Annotated in this window: 10 protein-coding genes and 1 pseudogene; 4 read left to right on the plus strand and 7 right to left on the minus strand. The window is 75.1% G+C overall.

What is annotated here, in order from left to right; translation table 11 throughout:
• A partial coding sequence (locus L7D48_RS13950; protein ID WP_237879753.1) for a hypothetical protein occupies nucleotides 1-4,652 on the plus strand: 4,652 nt, incomplete at its 5' end.
• A 53-nt stretch (nucleotides 4,653-4,705) separates the two neighbouring features.
• Here L7D48_RS13950 and L7D48_RS13955 read toward each other — a convergent pair.
• Both L7D48_RS13955 and L7D48_RS13960 read right to left on the minus strand, forming a co-directional pair.
• Complete coding sequence (locus L7D48_RS13955; protein WP_237879754.1) at nucleotides 4,706-5,827, minus strand: serine hydrolase; 1,122 nt, start codon at nucleotides 5,825-5,827, stop codon at nucleotides 4,706-4,708.
• A gap of 192 nt (nucleotides 5,828-6,019) precedes the next feature.
• Entirely contained in the window at nucleotides 6,020-6,334 is a 315-nt protein-coding gene (locus L7D48_RS13960) for a hypothetical protein (protein WP_374492194.1), read from the minus strand.
• A 250-nt stretch (nucleotides 6,335-6,584) separates the two neighbouring features.
• Between L7D48_RS13960 and L7D48_RS13965 the strand changes: the two genes are divergently transcribed.
• On the plus strand, nucleotides 6,585-9,125 hold the full coding sequence (locus L7D48_RS13965) for a nitrate- and nitrite sensing domain-containing protein (RefSeq protein WP_374492196.1): 2,541 nt from the start codon (nucleotides 6,585-6,587) through the stop codon (nucleotides 9,123-9,125).
• A gap of 80 nt (nucleotides 9,126-9,205) precedes the next feature.
• Nucleotides 9,206-9,583 (plus strand): DUF742 domain-containing protein, encoded by a 378-nt coding sequence (locus L7D48_RS13970; protein WP_237879755.1) that lies wholly within the window; start codon nucleotides 9,206-9,208, stop codon nucleotides 9,581-9,583.
• Between the two features lie 70 nt (nucleotides 9,584-9,653).
• On the opposite strand, the gene L7D48_RS13975 is transcribed toward L7D48_RS13970, so the two are convergent.
• Nucleotides 9,654-10,643, minus strand: coding sequence for a Rieske (2Fe-2S) protein (locus L7D48_RS13975; protein ID WP_237879756.1), 990 nt, complete (start codon nucleotides 10,641-10,643; stop codon nucleotides 9,654-9,656).
• A gap of 225 nt (nucleotides 10,644-10,868) precedes the next feature.
• Between L7D48_RS13975 and L7D48_RS13980 the strand changes: the two genes are divergently transcribed.
• Nucleotides 10,869-11,540 (plus strand): ATP/GTP-binding protein, encoded by a 672-nt coding sequence (locus tag L7D48_RS13980; protein ID WP_237879757.1) that lies wholly within the window; start codon nucleotides 10,869-10,871, stop codon nucleotides 11,538-11,540.
• A 95-nt stretch (nucleotides 11,541-11,635) separates the two neighbouring features.
• On the opposite strand, the gene glpK is transcribed toward L7D48_RS13980, so the two are convergent.
• From glpK to L7D48_RS14000, 4 genes and pseudogenes are all read right to left on the minus strand, one after another.
• Nucleotides 11,636-13,156, minus strand: coding sequence for a glycerol kinase GlpK (gene glpK / locus L7D48_RS13985; protein ID WP_237879758.1), 1,521 nt, complete (start codon nucleotides 13,154-13,156; stop codon nucleotides 11,636-11,638).
• Nucleotides 13,157-13,252: 96 nt separating this feature from the next.
• Nucleotides 13,253-13,987 (minus strand): MIP/aquaporin family protein, encoded by a 735-nt coding sequence (locus L7D48_RS13990; protein WP_237879759.1) that lies wholly within the window; start codon nucleotides 13,985-13,987, stop codon nucleotides 13,253-13,255.
• Nucleotides 13,988-14,343: 356 nt separating this feature from the next.
• Nucleotides 14,344-15,528 (minus strand): annotated as a pseudogene (locus L7D48_RS13995) (EAL domain-containing protein); the annotation flags it as partial.
• Between the two features lie 273 nt (nucleotides 15,529-15,801).
• Nucleotides 15,802-16,596 (minus strand): M15 family metallopeptidase, encoded by a 795-nt coding sequence (locus tag L7D48_RS14000; protein ID WP_237879760.1) that lies wholly within the window; start codon nucleotides 16,594-16,596, stop codon nucleotides 15,802-15,804.
• Nucleotides 16,597-16,831: the final 235 nt, after the last annotated feature.

Raw genomic sequence — 16,831 nt, forward strand, 5'->3', positions numbered from 1 at the left:
CCCCCGCCCAGGCGGACTTCTTCGAGGACGAGCCGATCGGCCCGCCGCGCCGCCCCGCGCCCGCCGGCGTGCTCTTCCTGGAGAACGGCGGCGGCAAGTCCGTCCTGCTCAAGCTGATCTTCTCGGTGATGCTGCCCGGCCACCGCAACACCCTCGGCGGCGCCAGCTCCGGCGTGCTGCGCAAGTTCCTGCTGGCCGACGACTGCGGGCACGTCGCCCTGGAGTGGCAGCACACCCTCACCGGGGAGACCGTCGTCGTCGGCAAGGTCAGCGAGTGGCGCGGCCGCCAGGTCTCCAGCGACCCGCGGAAGTTCGCCGAGGCCTGGTACAGCTTCCGGCCCGGGCCGGGCATGAACCTGGACTCCCTGCCGGTGGCCGAGTCCACCGCGCTGCGGCCCGTCGCCGAGGGCGCCTCCGCCGCCCGCGGCCGGCGCCGCACCATGAAGGGCTTCCGCGACGTCCTGGTGGAGACGGGCAAGGCCTATCCCAACCTCGACGTGGTCTGGGAGGAGGTCCACGAACGCTGGAACGAGCACCTGGGCCACCTGGGCCTGGACCCCGAACTCTTCCGCTACCAGCGGGAGATGAACGCCGACGAGGGCGAGGCCGCCGGCCTGTTCGCCGTCAAGAACGACTCCGACTTCACCGATCTGCTGCTGCGCGCCGTCACCGACACCCGCGACACCGACGGGCTGGCCGACCTGGTGCACGGCTTCGCCCACAAGCTCGGACGCCGCGCCGAACTCACCGCCGAGAAGGACTTCACCGCCGGGTCGCTGGACCTGCTGCGCCGCATCGACGAGGCCGCCCGGCACCGGGAGCAGGCCCGTGCCGTCCACGCCGGAGCCGAGCAGCGCACCCGCACCCTGGCCCGGCGGCTGTCCGCCCGCGGTACCGAGGAGCGCGGCCGCGCAGCCGAACTGGCCGAGCGGGCCGACCACGCCGCCCGGTCCGCCGCCGCCGCCGAACGCGAACGCGAGCGCGCCGGGCTCATCGCGGCCGAACTCGCCTACCGCCACGCCTGTCTGGCACTGGCCGCCGGCGAGAGGAGCGCCGCCGCCCAGCGCCGGGAGCTGAGCGACGCCCGTACTCTGCACGCCGCCTGGCAGGCGGCCGAGACGGTGCTGGCGCACCGCGCCGCCGCCGACCGCGCCGCCCGGGTCGCCGCGGCCATCCGGGAGGCCGAGCGCGACGCCGCCCCCGCGCTGGCCGCCCGCGCCCGGGCCGCCACCGACCTGGTGCGCGCCCTGCACGCCGCCGCGGAGCAGGCCGAGCACCTCGCGGCCGAGGAGGAGGAGCGCTCCACCGCCCTGCAGGGCGAGGGCGAGGCCGCCCACCGCGACGCCACCGCCGCCGCCACCGAGGCCCAGCGCGCCCGCAGCGAGGGCGAGCATCTGCGCCAGCGCCTGGCCGAGGTCGAGCAGGAGACGGCCGAGGCCGTACGTGCCGGCTGGCTGGACGACTCGTCGCCCGACGCCGACCCGGCCCGTGCCGCACTGGCCGCCAGCGACGCCGAGAAGGCCGCCGTCGCCGCGTGGGAGACCGCGCGCGAGAGCGCCCGGCGCGCCGCCGACCGTGCCCGGGAGACCGCCGCGGCCCGCTCCCGCGCCGAACTGGCCGCGGCCCGTGCCGCGGACGCCGCCGAGGCGGCAGGGGGCGCGTACGCCGCCGAGCGGCGCGCCGCCGAGGCCCTGGGCGCCGAGGAACGGCTGGCCGAGCTGCTGGGGCTGCCCGGCGGACAGCGGCCGGCGGCCTCCCCGGAGCCCGGCTCCTCCGGTCCCGGCACCCCTGGCGCGCTGGACGCCGAGGAACTGGACCGCAACGCCGAGACCCTGCGCGAGCTGCTGGAGGAGTCGGTCGCCACCGCCGAGCGCCAGCTGTTCGACCTGCGCACGGCCGCCGCCGACGACTCCCGCATCCTCGGCGCCCTCGGCGACGGCGGGCTGCTGCCGCCCGGCCCCGACGTCCTGGCCACCGTCGAGTACCTGGGCGAGCACGGCATCCCCGCCCTGCCCGGCTGGCGCTACCTCGCCCAGTCCGTGGACCCGGCCGACCACGCCGCCGTCCTGGCCGCCCGGCCCGAGCTGGTCGACGGTGTCGTCATCACCGATCCCGAAAGCCACGCCCGCGCCCGGGAGGTCCTGGCGGGCGCGGCCCTGCTGCCACGCTCGGCCGTCGCCGTCGGCACCGCCGCCGCGCTGCTGGCGCCCGTCCCCGCGCCCGGCGGCGAGAGCGCCGGAGCACCGGACGGCTCCGGCGTGTTCCTCGTACCGCCCAACCCGGCCATGCACGACGAGCACGCGGCCGACGACGAGCGCCGCCGGCTGCGCGAGCGCGCCGCCGCCCGCGACGAGGAGATCCGCTCCCTGGCCGCGCGGCTGTCCGCCGACCGCTCCCTGGCGGCACGGATCGCCTCCTGGCGCACCGGCTGCCCGCCCGGCCGCCTGGCCGAGCTGGCCGCCGGGGCCCGGACGGCGGCCGAGGCCGCCGAGGCCGCCCGGCAGCACCTGGAGGAGACGCGCGCCGCCGCGGCCGAGGCCGAGGAGAGCGCCGCCGAGGCCGCCCGCGTACGCGAGGAGAGGCAGGAACGGGCCCAGCAGGCCCGCCGTTCCGCCGACGCCCTGGCCGGACTCGCCTTCCGGCTGCGCGAGCGCGCCAAGTGGCAGGCCCGGCTGCGGGAGCTGGCCGACGAGGCGGCCGAGGCCGAGGCCCGGGCCGGCGCCTGCCTGGAGCGGGCCCGCGCCGCCGACGAGGACCGGCGCGCGGCCCAGCGCGCCGCCGATGACGCGCGCCGTACCGCCCGCGCGCTGCGCGCCGAGCGCGCCGAGATCGCGGGCGCTCCCGACACACTCGACGCGGACGGCGCCCCGGACACCGGCACGCCGTCCGCCGGCCCTCCCGCCTCCCTGCCCGCCCTGCGCGAGGCGTACCGCGCGGCCTCCCGGCTCTACGAGAAGGTCGGGGTCGGCGCCGACCTGCGCGCCGAGCAGGCGCGTGCCGAGGGCGACGAGAGCGCCGCGCGCGCAGCCCTGGACCGGCTCACCAACAAGGTCCGCACCCGCGCCGCCCAGCTCCTGGAGGGGCCCGACGGCGCCGACGGCCCCTCCCGGCAGGCCGCCGCGGCCCGCGCCGAGGCCTGGGTCCAGATGCTGGAGTCCCGCGCCTCGGCCGCCAGCGAGCAGCTCGGCCGGCTGCGCGGCGAGGCCGAACGCCTGGCACCCGGCGAGGACCGGGACGCCTACACCGACCTGCCGCAGGACCTGGTCCCCGCCGACGCGGAGCAGGCCCAGACCCTGCTGCGCGGCGCCAACACCGAACTGGCCGCCCGCACCGACGAACTGGAGGCCGCCCGCGCAGCCCACGCCGAGCTGCTGCGCGCCCAGCGCGCCGCCGAGGACGCCGCCGGGGCCTTCGACGAACTGGCCGCCATGCTCCGCGACCTGCTGCGCGACCCGCACGGCACGGGCGGCACGGGACCGGAGGAGGACGGGGAGCGGCCCGAGCCGTACGCCGGCGACCTCGACCGGGCCCGGCAGGCGGCCGCCGAGGCCCGCCGCTCCCTGCGCGGCTGCGCCGCCGACCTCACCGCCGCCGAGTCGACCGTGCGCGAGGCGAGCGACATCCTGGTGCGGCACGCCAACTCCACCCGCTACGAGCAGGTACGAACCCCCGCCCGCCAGCAGATCCGCGAACTCCCGGCCGCCGCACTGCCCGACCACGCCGCCTCCTGGGCCGCCGCGTTCGAGCCCCGGCTGCGCGTCCTGACCGACGAGCTGGAGCAGCTGGAGCGCAACCGGGACAGCATCGTGGACCGACTGCGCGGCCTGGTGGAGTCCTCACTGGCCACCCTCCGCTCCGCGCAGCGCCTGTCCAGGCTCCCCGGCGGGCTGGGGGAGTGGTCCGGCCAGGAGTTCCTGCGCATCCGCTTCGAGGACCCCGACCAGGCCGCCCTCACCGAGTGGCTGGGAGAGGTCATCGACGATGCCACCCGGGCGGCCGTGCGCCGCAACTCCGACCTGCGCCGGGACGGCATGACGCTGCTGCTGCGCGGCGTGCACGCCGCCCTCCGGCCGCGCGGGGTGTCGGTGGAGATCCTCAAACCCGACGCGGTGCTGCGCGCCGAGCGGGTGCCGGTCGGGCAGATGGGGGACGTCTTCTCCGGCGGCCAGCTGCTGACCGCGGCCATCGCCCTGTACTGCACGATGGCCGCGCTGCGCAGCAACGACCGGGGCCGCGACCGGCACCGGCACGCGGGCACGCTCTTCCTCGACAACCCCATCGGCCGGGCCAACGCCACCTATCTGCTGGAGCTCCAGCGCGCGGTGGCCGACGCGCTGGGCGTCCAGCTGATCTACACCACCGGTCTGTTCGACACCACGGCGCTGGCGGAGTTCCCCCTGGTGATCCGGCTGCGCAACGACGCCGACCTGAGGGCGGGGCTGAAGTACATCAGCGTCGAGGAGCACCTGCGGCCCGGACTGCCCAGGCGGGACCCGGAGTCCGAACCGGTCCACGGCGAGATCACCGCCACCCGGATGTTCCGCCGCCCCGACGCCGCCGGCCGGGCGCAGGACACACCGCCCTCCGTCCCGGCGCCCGCCGCCCCCGGCGAGGAGACCGCCACGGCGAGCGCCTCCGGCATCTCCGGCTGAGGCCACGGGCCGTGCCCGGCTGGTCCGCCCGGCTGATCCGCCCGCCGGGCGGATCAGCGGTTGAAGGCGGGGAACGCGAAGCGCCGGACGTTGCCCATCGCGTCCCCCTTGGCGTCGGTGCTGTTGACGCAGTAGACGAGCGTCCGCGACAGGTCGCGCGTCGCGGCGACGACGGTCTGGTAGCCGGGGCGGGAGCCGGTCTTGCCCCAGACCTTCCTGCCGTTCACCTCGTACGGAGCCATGCCGCCCGCGGCCACGGCCGCCCCGGGGACGTCCGGTACGGTGAAGAACTCCTCCAGCTGCGGCTCCGGTACGACCTTCCCGCCGAACAGGGCGGTTATGAGCCGCTCCAGGTCCGCGGTGGTGGAGATCATGTCACCGGCGGCCCAGCGGTCCGACATGTTCCACTCGGTGACGTCCGCCAGCCTGCCGTCGAGCCAGTCGTAGCCGCGGTTGTGCGGACCGCGGACACGAGGGTCGGGACCGTCGGGGAAGGAGGTGTGCCGCATACCGAGCGGTCGAAGGACACGTGTGGCGGCCTGGTGCTCGTAGGTGTCCCCGGTGACCTCCTCGATCAGCATTCCCAGCACCGTGTAGTGGATGTTCCCGTACTCCTGCCGCTCTCCGGGAGCGTGCGCGGGTCCCCTGGCGATGGACGCGGCCACGACCTCCTGCGGCGTGAGCGTCTCGAAGCGGTGCGGGTACCCCTCCTCCACGGTGTCGCCGAGCGAGCCGCCCGGCCGGAGCCCGCTGGTGAAGTTCAGCAACTGCCGTACGGTGAGAGGCTTCTCGAAAGCGGGTGTCAGCAGCTCCGGCAGATAGGCCCCGGCAGGCGCGTCGAGGTCCACCCTGCCCTCGGCGGCGAGCTGCAGCACGACGGCCGCGGTCACCACCTTCGTGACGGACCCGGCCCGGAAACGGCCGTGCTCCAGGACCGGAGCGCCGGTCCGCAGGTCCCGCACCCCGGCCGCGCCGTGCCAGGCGCCGTCGCCGCCGACGCGTACGAGTGCCGCGGTCACGTCCCGGTCCGGCAGTCCGGTCAGCGCGGCACGCAACGCGTCGGCGTCGGCCACCGCGGGAAGGCGGAGGTGGGCCACCGCGGGCAGGGCCAGTGGGCCCGCCGCCAGCCCGAGGACGAGAGCGGCTGCCAGGACTGTACGGGTGCGCTGTCTCATCGGCTCCTCCAGTGGTGCGGACGGGGCGTCCGCCGTGCACCACATCCTCGGCGACCGGCCCGGACGGCGTGATCGTTCCCGAGGAGGGCGTGCGCCCTGCCGGATCCCTGACCAACGGGCCTCCTCCGTAACGGAGTCATGAGGGATTCCCCCTAGAGCCTCACGGTCCGGGGAGCCCGGCTCCCCGGACCGTCAGCCGTGTCTTCGGCGGAAGGCACCGCGCTCGCGGGCCACGCTGCTCGGTGTGGATACCACCCCGTTGCGCTGGTTCCACATCTGCCGGGTGACCCACACGTCCAGCACCCCCCAGGTGGTGACCACCGTGCCCGCCACCGCCGCGAGCACCATGGGCAGGGCCAGCCACACCTGCGCCAGGGAGCACAGGACGGCGACCATCACCAGCACCAGGGTCACGGCCACGAGAACGACCGCGCGCACGGCCGCCGCCCGCACCGGGTCGGGCAGCCCCGGTCCGGCGCCCACGGGATCTCCACTCTCCTCGTACATCACATCCTCATCCCGGTCCCATCGAAACTGATCGAATCCACCCGGTCCCCAGTCGGTCCTGCTCAGCCCCATGCGGTCTCCCCGTGCCCTGCCGTGCGCGCGTTCCCCGCGCACCGTGCGGCATCCGGCGTATCACAACACAGCGTCACAACAGCGCACGACAGGCGCCGTACGGGTACCCGATGTCCCGGACGCGCCCACGGCCCACCCGTTACCAGTAGTAGGCTCGCGCCGTTTGCTGAGGGAACCCATGCTCCCGTTCGACGGGATGGACACAGGGGAGGCCATGCGCTTTCGCGGCAAGTCGATCCGGCGGAAGATCGTGGCGCTGCTGCTGGTCCCTCTGGTGGCGCTCACCTCGATCTGGGCGTTCGCCACTGTGATCACCGGCCGCGAGGCGGACCGGCTGCTGGACGCCGCGGCGGTCATGGGCGAACTCGGCGAACCGGTCCAGGAAGCCGTCCGTGCCCTCCAGACCGAGCGCCGCCACACCCTCGTCCACCTCGCCGACCCGCGCCGCTCCGACTCCCTGGCCGCCCTGCACGACGGCCGGCTGGCCACCGACGAGGCGGTGGCGGCCCTGCGCTCCCGGGCCGGGGGCGAGGAGATCCGCGGTGAGCTGGACGACGACCCCCGCAGGCGCCTGGACGAACTCCTCGCCGCGCTCGACCGGCTGGAGAAGGTGCGTGCCCGGGTCACGGACAACGCCGTCGAGCGCCAGGACGCCTACGACGCGTACAACGCCCTCATCGACCCGTGCCACACCTTCCTCACCGGCATGCGCGGCGTCGACGACGTCCGGCTGGAGAGGGAGGGCCGGGCCCTCATCGGCCTCTCCCGCGCCCGCGAGTACCTCTCCCGCCAGGACGCCCTGCTGGCCGCCGCGTTCACCGCCGGCCGGATGACCGGGGACCAGCTGCGGGCCGTGTCCGACCGGGTGGCCGAGCGCGAACTCACCTACCGCACGCACCTTTCGGTGCTTCCCGCCGAGGACCGGGAGAGGTACCGGAGGTTCTGGTCCGGCGCCGACGGCCGGGCCCTGCGCGCGGCCGAGGACGAGATCATCGGCGCCGGCGCCGCGGGAGCGGTGAAGGCCTTCGACGCGGAGCGCTGGCAGGAGATCTCCGGCACCGCCTTGGAGGAGCTGCGGCGCATGGACCGGGAGACCGGCGAGCGCTACCACCGGCGAGTCGAACCGGAGGCCGCCTCCGTGCTGCTGCGCGCCGCCGTCGTCGGAATCCTGGGCTTCGCGGCCGTCGTCGTCTCCGTGGCCGTCTCCCTGCGCATCGGCCGCGGCCTGGTCCGCGACCTCGGCGCCCTGCGCAGGGAGGCGGGGGAGGCCGCGGGCGTACGGCTGCCCGGGATCATGCGGCGGCTCGCCGCGGGCGAACAGGTCGACGTGGAGACCGAGGCGCCGCGTCCGGAGTACGGACGCGACGAGATCGGGCAGGTCGGACAGGCCCTCAACACCCTCCAGCGGGCCGCCGTCGAGGCCGCCGTCAGACAGGCGGACATGCGCCGCGGCGTCTCCGAGGTCTTCGTCAACCTCGCCCGCCGCAGCCAGGTGCTGCTCCACCGCCAGCTCACCCTGCTGGACGCGATGGAGCGGCGTACCGAGGACCCCGGAGAACTGGCCGACCTCTTCCGGCTCGACCACCTCACCACCCGTATGCGCCGCCACGCGGAGGGCCTGGTCATCCTCTCCGGCGCCACACCCTCCCGCCAGTGGCGCAAACCCATCCCCCTGATGGACGTCGTCCGCGCCGCCGTCTCCGAGGTGGAGGACTACGAGCGCATCGAGGTGCGGCCGATGCCCCCGCTCGCGGTCGACGGCGCCGCCATCGCCGACCTGACCCACCTCGTCGCCGAACTCCTGGAGAACGCGACGGTGTTCTCGCCACCGCACACCGCGGTCCAGGTGCTCGGCGAGCGGGTCCCCAGCGGCTTCGCCCTGGAGATCAACGACCGGGGCCTGGGCATGTCCCCCGACGCGCTGCTGGAGGCCAACCTCCGGCTCTCCGAGAAGCCCGACTTCCGGCTCTCCGACACCGACAGGCTCGGTCTGTTCGTCGTCTCCCGGCTCGCCCGGCGCCAGAACGTCCGCGTCTCACTGCAGCCCTCGCCCTACGGGGGCACCACCGCCGTCGTGCTCGTCCCCGGCGCGCTGCTCACCGAGATCCCCAGTGCCTCCCAGAGCGCCGTGGCGGCGGGGGAGGAGGACACCGGGGAGCACCGCGCCCGGACCGCCGCGGGCCTCCCGCTGCGCGGCGCCCGGCCCGCCATAGCAGCCGGCCGGGGCGGCCCGGACGGACCGGAACCGCCCGCCGAGGAGGCCAGGGGCACAGGCGCGGACGTCGGGACCCCGCTGCGCGGCCACGCCGCCGGCCACCGCGGCGATCCGGCGCCGCGGCCCCCGTCCCACCGCCCGCCCGGCGAGAGCGGCGGCGCCGGACTCGTCCGGGAGCTGCGGCCCGGCACCCGCCGGACGCCGGACGGGAGCCGGGAGCGGGAACAGGACGAGGACCCGGGGCGGGACGGGAGCCGGGAGCGGGGAGGGGACGCCGACCGGGCGCGCGTCCGGATGGCCTCGTTCCAGCACGGACTGCGGCGCGGTCGACGGCAGAGCGTGAACTCCCCCGGCGGCACGGGTGTGGACGCCCCGGAGGACGGGAACGGCTCGGACGGTGGGACCGGTTCGGACGAGACGGCACCGCGACCGACACACTGGAGGGGGACGGCCGATGACCGCAGTGCACGGCACGGGGGAGGGCGCCACAGGGGCGACGGGTGAGCCGGACCGGCTCCCGGGCGGCTCGGCCGGCCGGGCCGGACAGCCCCGGCACGACGCGACCGGTGCGGGGTGAGCCCGCCATGACGGACCGTTGGTTCGACGACGCCGCAGGACCGGTGGTGCGGCCGTACGCCATGACGCGCGGCCGCACCCGCAGCGCGACCGGAAGCCGTATCGACCCGGTCGCGCTGGTGGTCGCCGAGACGCCGGCCGGACCCGCGGGCGGCACCGGCGTACTCGGCCCGGAGCACCTGGACATCGTCGCCCGGTGCCGCCGGGCCCCTCAGCCGGTCGCCGAACTGGCGGCCGTACTGGATCTGCCGGTGGGCGTCGTACGCGTACTGGTCGGAGATCTCGTCGAGGCCGAGCTGGTCCGCGTCACCCGCCCCGTGCCCCCGGCCGAACTGCCGGACGAGCGCATACTGCGCGACGTGATCAACGGCCTGCGGGCGCTCTGAGCCCTTTCCGGACGCCCCGGCGGGAGTCCGGGACACCCCGGGTGTCCCGGAACGGCCGCGGGAGACCCGCTCAGGCCGGGCCGGCCGGCCCGGCCGATCCGGTCACGGGGCGGTGCGCCCGGTCCGGATCCCGGATCAGGCGAGCCTCCACCCGGCCGTCCACCAGCCGGGTCTCGAAGACCGGCTGGGGGGAGGTCGCGGGACCCCGTACGTTCCAGCCGTCCGCCAGGCGGAAGACGCTGCCGTGCCAGGGGCACCGCACGCACCCGTCGGCGACCGTGCCCTGCGACAGCGGCCCGGCCATGTGGCTGCACCGGTCGGCCAGGGCGTGCACCTGCCCGCCGGTCTCGCGGACGACGACCACCGGCGTCTCGCCCACGTACCGCCGGACCGGCTCGCCGACCGGCAGGTCCGCCATGTCCCCGATGGGATGCCAGCCGGGCTCGACCACGGCGGGCACCTGCTCGGCGTGGTTGACGGCGGCGGCCTGCCGGTAGGCCAGATGGCCGCCCAGGGCCCCTCCCGCGCTCACCACGGCCAGCCCCGCGAACCCCAGCAGGCGGCCCCGGGCCCGCCGGCCGCGCAGGCGGGCGGCCAGCGAGGCCGAGTACAGACCGACGGCCGTGGCGTTGGCCGCGGCGTGTACCAGGCCGACCCGCATCTGCGGTTTGCGCAGCTCGGCCCAGTCCACCCAGCCCGTCAGGGCGGCCGGGGCGGCCGCCGCCAGGCCGACCCCCACCAGGACGTCGGCGCCGCGGCGCTGCCCGGGCATCAGATCGAGTACGGCGGCGGACATCCAGGTACCGATGGGGACCTGCACCATCAGCGGGTGCACCGCGTGGCCCAGCCAGCGGCCGTGCAGGGCGTCGCGCGCACCGCCCAGCGGAAGCGCGTGCGCGGCGCGCCGCAGAGGTCCGAGCGCGGCGTCGAGGCGCGGGGTGCTCTCCAGCCTCTCCACCGCGGTCAGGATCCGCCCCGGACGCTCGGGATCCGGAAGTGCGGAACGGGCGGAGGAGAGGGCGGAGGAGAAGGCCGTGCGGACGTTCTGAGAAACAGGCATACCGCCCAGTTCCCTGGCGATACCGGACGTAAACGACCCGCGGAGGTGGCGCGGGGCCGTACTCGGCGGCCCATGGCGGTACTTGGCCTGCAGCGGTACTTGGCCTGATCACGTCCCAGCCGCCGCGGGGACTTGTCGTCACCGCGCCGGTACGGAACGATCTCATGCTCCGACGGGCGGCACCGCGGGGTGCGGGCCGCACTGCGAGATGCGGAGGAAGAACCGATGGTCTTCGCGGACTCCGGCGCCTGCCGAAAGCACCGGAAAAGCGCCGCCGCCGCCTCACCGGTGACGCTGAAGGTGCTGGTGGCGGGTGGCCCGGGGGCGGGCAAGACCACCCTGGTCGGCTCCGCCAGCGAGGTCGGGCCGCTGCGCACCGAGGAGTTCCTGGCACAGGACCGCCCTCCGGCCGGCGGCCCCGGACGGACGTGGGGAGCGGCGGAGGCGGAAGGCTCCGGCGAGCGGAAAGCCGCCACCGTCGCCATGGACTTCGGCCGCATCACCCTGAGCGAACGGCTGACCCTCTGCCTCCTGGCGGCCCCGGGGCAGGAGCGATTCGGGCCCCTGTGGGACGAGCTGGCCCAGGGAGCGCTCGGCGCGGTGCTCCTCGCCGACACCTGCCGCCCGAGGGACTGCCTCGGCGCACTCGGCCGCCTTCGGCGGCACGCCGTTCCGTACGCCGTGGCCGTGAACGGCTCGAACGGCGCCCACCGGCCTGCGACGGAGGCGGTGCGCGCCGCGCTGGGGCTGGACGCGGCGGTGCCGGTCCTGCGGTGCGACGCGCGCGACCGCGGCTCCGTGCGCGAGATGCTGGCCTCGGTCGTGGAGCACGCCATGACCGCCGGCGCCCCCGGGGGCCGCGTAAACGCCCCCGGCCCGACGCACCCCTCGGCCTGACGCACCCCGGTCTCCGGCGCCCGGCGGGCCCGGCTGCCGGGCCCACCGGGGAGAGGGACCCGGCCGCGGAGGGAGACCCAGCCGCGGAGGGAGGCTCAGTCGCCGTTCTCCTCCCAGCCGAAGCTGCGCTCGACGGCCTTGCGCCAGTTGCGGTGCTCCCGCTCACGGACCTCCGCGTCCATCCGGGGAGTCCACTCGGCGTCCTTCTTCCAGTGCGCCTTGAGCTCCTCCAGGTCCGACCAGACCCCGGTGGCCAGACCGGCCGCGTAGGCGGCGCCCAGGCAGGTGGTCTCGGAGATCACCGGCCGGATCACCGGCACACCGAGCACATCCGCCTGGTGCTGCATCAGCAGCCCGTTGGCGGTCATGCCGCCGTCGACCTTGAGGCTGGTGATCTCCACCCCGGAGTCCTGGTACATCGCGTCGACGACCTCGCGCGTCTGCCAGCTCGTCGCCTCCAGCACGGCCCGCGCCAGGTGCGCCTTGGTGACGTAGCGGGTCAGACCGGTGACGACGCCGCGCGCGTCCGAGCGCCAGTACGGGGCGAACAGGCCGGAGAAGGCCGGGACGATGTACGCGCCGCCGTTGTCCTCCACGCTCGCGGCCAGGGGCTCGATCTCGGCGGCCTCCCGGATGATCCCGAGCTGGTCGCGGAACCACTGCACCAGGGCGCCGGTGATGGCGATCGACCCCTCCAGGCAGTAGACGGGCCGCTCGCCGCCGAGCTGGTAGCCCACCGTGGTCACCAGTCCGCTCTTGGACGCCACCGGACGGTGGCCGGTGTTCAGCAGCAGGAACGAGCCGGTGCCGTAGGTGTTCTTGGCGTCGCCGACCTCGTAGCAGGTCTGGCCGAAGATGGCCGCCTGCTGGTCGCCGAGCGCGGAGGCCACCGGCACCCCGGTGCTCGTCCCCACCGAGGTCGTTCCGTACACCTCGGCCGAGGAGCGGATCTCCGGGAGCACCGCCTCGGGGATGCCCATGGCCTCCAGGATCGAGGAGTCCCACTGGAGGGTCTCCAGATTCATCAGCATCGTCCGGCTGGCGTTGGTGACGTCCGTGACGTGCACGCCGCCCTCCGTGCCGCCGGTGAGGTTCCAGATCAGCCAGGAGTCCATCGTGCCGAAGGCGATCTCGCCCGCCTCGGCGCGCTCGCGCAGCCCGGGCACGTGCTCCAGCAGCCAGGCGGCCTTCGGCCCGGAGAAGTAGCTGGCCAGCGGGAGCCCGGTCCGGTCGCGGAAACGGTCCTGGCCCACGTCGCCGCCCAGCTCCCGGCAGAGCGCGGAGGTGCGGGTGTCCTGCCAGACGATGGCGTTGTGGACCGGCCTGCCGGTGGCGCGGTCCCACAGCACGGTCGTCTCGCGCTGGTTGGTGATGCCCAGCGCGCTCAGATCGCGGCCGCGCAGTCCCGCCTTGGCGAGCGCTCCCGCGACCACGGCCTGGACCTTGGACCAGATCTCGGTGGCGTCGTGCTCCACCCAGCCGGGCTTGGGGAAGATCTGCCGGTGCTCGCGCTGGTCGACGGCGACGATCGCGCCGTCGTGGTCGAAGATGATGCAGCGGCTCGACGTGGTGCCCTGGTCGATCGCGGCGACGTAGGTGGCTGCGGTGTCCGTCATGGCGGTTCCTCCGGTCCCCTTGTGCTGGTCGTCCTCGGTACTTCCCGCTCTTTCCCGGTCCTTCTCCGGCCTTGTTCCCGGTCCTCGCGGCCCGGATCAGAAGGCGAGGTTGTAGACGAGTGCCCCGAGGACGCCGCCGATGATCGGCCCCACCACCGGAACCCAGGAGTACCCCCAGTCGGAGGTGCCCTTGTTGGGGATGGGCAGCAGCGCGTGGGCGATGCGGGGGCCCAGGTCGCGGGCCGGGTTGATGGCGTAACCGGTGGGGCCGCCGAGGGACAGGCCGATTCCGACGACCAGCAGCGCGACGATGAGGAGCGCGGTACCGGACTCGCCCAGCCCCTTGGTCAGGCCGAAGGCCAGGATCGGCAGCACCAGCGCGACGGTCGCGATGATCTCGGTGACCAGGTTGGCCACCGGGCTGCGGACCTCCGGAATCGTCGAGAAGATGCCGAGGGTCGGCATCGCGGTCTCCTTGTCGCGGTTCAGCGCGAACTGCGCGTAGTAGACCAGCCAGGCCAGTACGGCGCCGAGGATCGCACCGATGATCTGCCCTGCGATGTAGACCGGGACCTTGTCCCAGTTCTCACCCGTCTGGGTGGCGATGCCGATGGTCACGGCGGGGTTGATGTGCCCCCCGGAAAGGGGCGCCGCGGTGTAGGCGCCCGTGAGCACCCCGAAGCCCCATCCGAAGGCGATGACGATCCAGCCCGCGTTCTGCGCCTTGGAACGGTTGAGCGTGATGGCGGCGTTGACCCCCGCGCCGAAGAGGATCAGGAGTGCCGTTCCGATGATCTCGCCGATGAGGATGTCGCTGGTGGGAAGGTTCATTGCCGCTCCTCCGTGCCCTCACCCCGGGCAGCGGCCCCGGGTGTCCCTGCGGGGTGCGTTGTGCGGTGCCGGCGGATCCGGCGGCACGGCGCGGCCGCGCCCCGCCCGGCGTCCGCGACGAGCGTGCGTGTCCAGCGGAACCGCCCCGGGGAGCATCCGGCCATGGAGACCGACGTGCGGCGATACCGTCTGATAATCGGAAGTGTTCACCCGGTGAGGAAGACCGTCAAGGCAACCCGCAGAGGGAGGCGGCCCGGGCCGTCCCGCATCCCGCACCACGTCCCGAGGGCCGACGGTGCGGGCAGCCGGGCGCCCCGGCCGGGGAGGCCGGACGCGGCTCAGCCCGCGCCCGGGCGGGGCGTCCGGGCGAGCCGGTCCACTCCCGGGGCGTCCTCCATACGGCTGTCGGCCAGCGCCCTGATCACCTCGGCCAGCCGGACCACCCCCACGCAGCGCCCCGTCTCGTCCACGACCGCCACGTCGTCGGCCGTACGGCTGCTGTCCCCGGCGGCCACCACGTCGAGCACCTCCCACGCGGTGGCGCCCACCCGGACCGTGCGGGGCCGGTCCGCCAGCCGGACCGCGGGCCGGTCGGCGTACAGGGCGTGGCCGTAGCGGCCCGACATGGCCAGCAGGAAGCGGTCCCGATCGACCGCACGCACCGGCACACCGTCGTGGTCCACCAGCATCACCCCGGTCACCTCCGGCGAGCCGGTGAGCAGCGCCCGCACCTGGGAGGCGGAGGCCGACAGCGGCAGCAGGGCCGCGGGGTGCAGGAACTCCGAGACCGGCGGCCCCTGCGAGTCCCTCCCGTCCGGCGGAGCGGCGGGCGGGCACACCGGCACACGGACCTCGACGGCCGGACGGCGCGCGGGCGGGGCGAACAGATGCCCCTGCGCCAGATGCGCGCCGACCGCACGCGCGGACGCGTACTGCAGCTCGGTCTCCACCCCCTCGACGGCCAGCAGCGCCCCGACACCGTCGCAGAACCGCCGCAGCCCGGCGACCGCCGCACGGTAGGCGGGCCGGTGCGGCAGCCCGGCCACGACGGCGGCGTCCACCTTGAGCAGATCGGGGGAGAGGTCGGCGAGCAGCAGCAGCGGCGGATCCCCGGCGCCGATCCCGTCCACGCAGATCCGGAAACCGCCCTCGCGCAGCGCGCCGACCGCCGCCACCAGCTCCTCGCGGGGTACCGGCGCCCCACCGGGCGCCGACGCCGGCCGCGGGGTGATGTCGAGCGTCACCTCCCACGGCCGGCGGCCGGCCTCCCGCACGGCCCGGCGCAGCGCGGAAAGGTCGCCGAGGCCGGCGAGGGTGGCGGCGAAGACGTTGACGTGGAGGGGCAGCAGCCCTTCCCGGCGTGCGGCGGACCGCAGGGCCAGCGCGGCCAGCTCGGCGTCCAGCTCCGGATCGCGGCACGCCTCGGCCAGGACATCGCCTCTCCCGCAGCGGACCAGGACCTCCAGGGCCGTCACGGAACCGGTCCCGAGGTCCACGACCGGCTGGTAGGCGAAACGGAGTTGGCTCGTCCAGGCATGCACGGCACCAGCATGCTGCCACCGAAGGCGCCCGGAGGGGTTGTTCGCGCAGAGTTCACGAGTATTTCCGCGCCTTCCGCCCGCCGCCCCGGGTGCGGGCGGAGAGTCCGGGAAACGTGGCGAACGGGTGACAGCGCACCGAATCCAGAACCGCCGTGGAGCGGGCCGCGTCCCCATCACCGGACGACGGCGGTACGGGACCCACGGGGGTGGTGCCGTACCGCCGCTCCGCCCGGCACGCCGGCGCCGGGCGGCACACGCGGCCGGTGGGGCCGCTCAGCGTCCGGTGAGCGACCTGGGGTGCACGGGGAAGTCGAAGTAGGTGTCGGGGAACGGTTCCCGCCGGAAGGAGTAGTGCCACCACTCGGCCTCGTAGTTCACGAAGCCCACCTCCTCCAGCGACTCCTTCAGCAGCAGCCGGTTGGCCCGCTGCTCACCGGTGATCCGCGGGTCCAGCGTGTGCGAGAGGGTGTCGAAGCAGTCGTAGCCCGTCCCCATGTCCACCGAGTTGTCCGGGAAGCGCTCCTCCCGGGGCGCGAAGCACGGCGTCAGCGGCTCACCGGGCACATACGGCCGGGTCGGCCAGGCGGGCAGCCGGACCAGGGTCAGATCGACGGTACTGCCCCGGCTGTGCCCGGAGCGCTCGGCGATGTACCCGTCCGAGAACAGCCGCGTCTTGTCCACCCGGGGGTAGAACTCCTCCTTCATCCGCTGGTCGCCGAGGTCCTGAGCCCACGCCACGAAGTGGTCCACGGCCCGCTGCGGGCGGTAGCAGTCGTAGACCTTCAGCGAGTACCCCCGCCACAGCAGCTTCCACTGCGCCCGGCGCAGCGCCTCGGCGGCGTCGCGGGTCAGCAGGCACATCGGCTTGCGGTACCCGTCCACGGGATCGCCGACGAAGTTGTGCGACGTGGTGTAACGGATCTCCTGGAGGATCGTCGGATCCACCCCGGAGAGCGCCACGAACTCCGGCGGCGCCTTCGGCTCCGGCTCGGCCCGCGCGGACGGCGCCGCGGCGACGAGAACGGCGGGGGCGAGGAGCACGGCGAGCGCGAGGAGGACCGCGGCCACCGGGACGCGTGCCCCGTGCCTTCGCGCGGGAGGTTTCCCGCCCGGTCGCGCGGACGGCGAAGTGATCGGTTCCCTGATCGGCATGACCCCTCCGTCTACCAGGTGCCCGGCACACCGCGGAAGACCGCCCGCGCACCCCGCGCGGACGCCCCGCGCCCTCCGTGCGCTCACGCCCCCGAGCCGCGCACCCGCACCGGGTACCCCACTTCCGGGGCCCCCTCCCGCGCCACCACCA

The organism is Streptomyces sp. ICN903 (genome assembly GCF_022015835.1).
GTDB classification, from domain to species: Bacteria; Actinomycetota; Actinomycetes; order Streptomycetales; family Streptomycetaceae; genus Streptomyces; species Streptomyces fenghuangensis.

What these genes read in the sequence shown, in the direction of transcription:
- L7D48_RS13955 (WP_237879754.1), bottom strand. Translation starts at nt 5,827, where the DNA reads ATGAGACAGCGCACCCGTACAGTCCTGGCAGCCGCTCTCGTCCTCGGG.
- L7D48_RS13960 (WP_374492194.1), bottom strand. Translation starts at nt 6,334, where the DNA reads ATGTACGAGGAGAGTGGAGATCCCGTGGGCGCCGGACCGGGGCTGCCC.
- L7D48_RS13965 (WP_374492196.1), top strand. Translation starts at nt 6,585, where the DNA reads ATGCTCCCGTTCGACGGGATGGACACAGGGGAGGCCATGCGCTTTCGC.
- L7D48_RS13970 (WP_237879755.1), top strand. Translation starts at nt 9,206, where the DNA reads ATGACGGACCGTTGGTTCGACGACGCCGCAGGACCGGTGGTGCGGCCG.
- L7D48_RS13975 (WP_237879756.1), bottom strand. Translation starts at nt 10,643, where the DNA reads ATGCCTGTTTCTCAGAACGTCCGCACGGCCTTCTCCTCCGCCCTCTCC.
- L7D48_RS13980 (WP_237879757.1), top strand. Translation starts at nt 10,869, where the DNA reads ATGGTCTTCGCGGACTCCGGCGCCTGCCGAAAGCACCGGAAAAGCGCC.
- glpK (WP_237879758.1), bottom strand. Translation starts at nt 13,156, where the DNA reads ATGACGGACACCGCAGCCACCTACGTCGCCGCGATCGACCAGGGCACC.
- L7D48_RS13990 (WP_237879759.1), bottom strand. Translation starts at nt 13,987, where the DNA reads ATGAACCTTCCCACCAGCGACATCCTCATCGGCGAGATCATCGGAACG.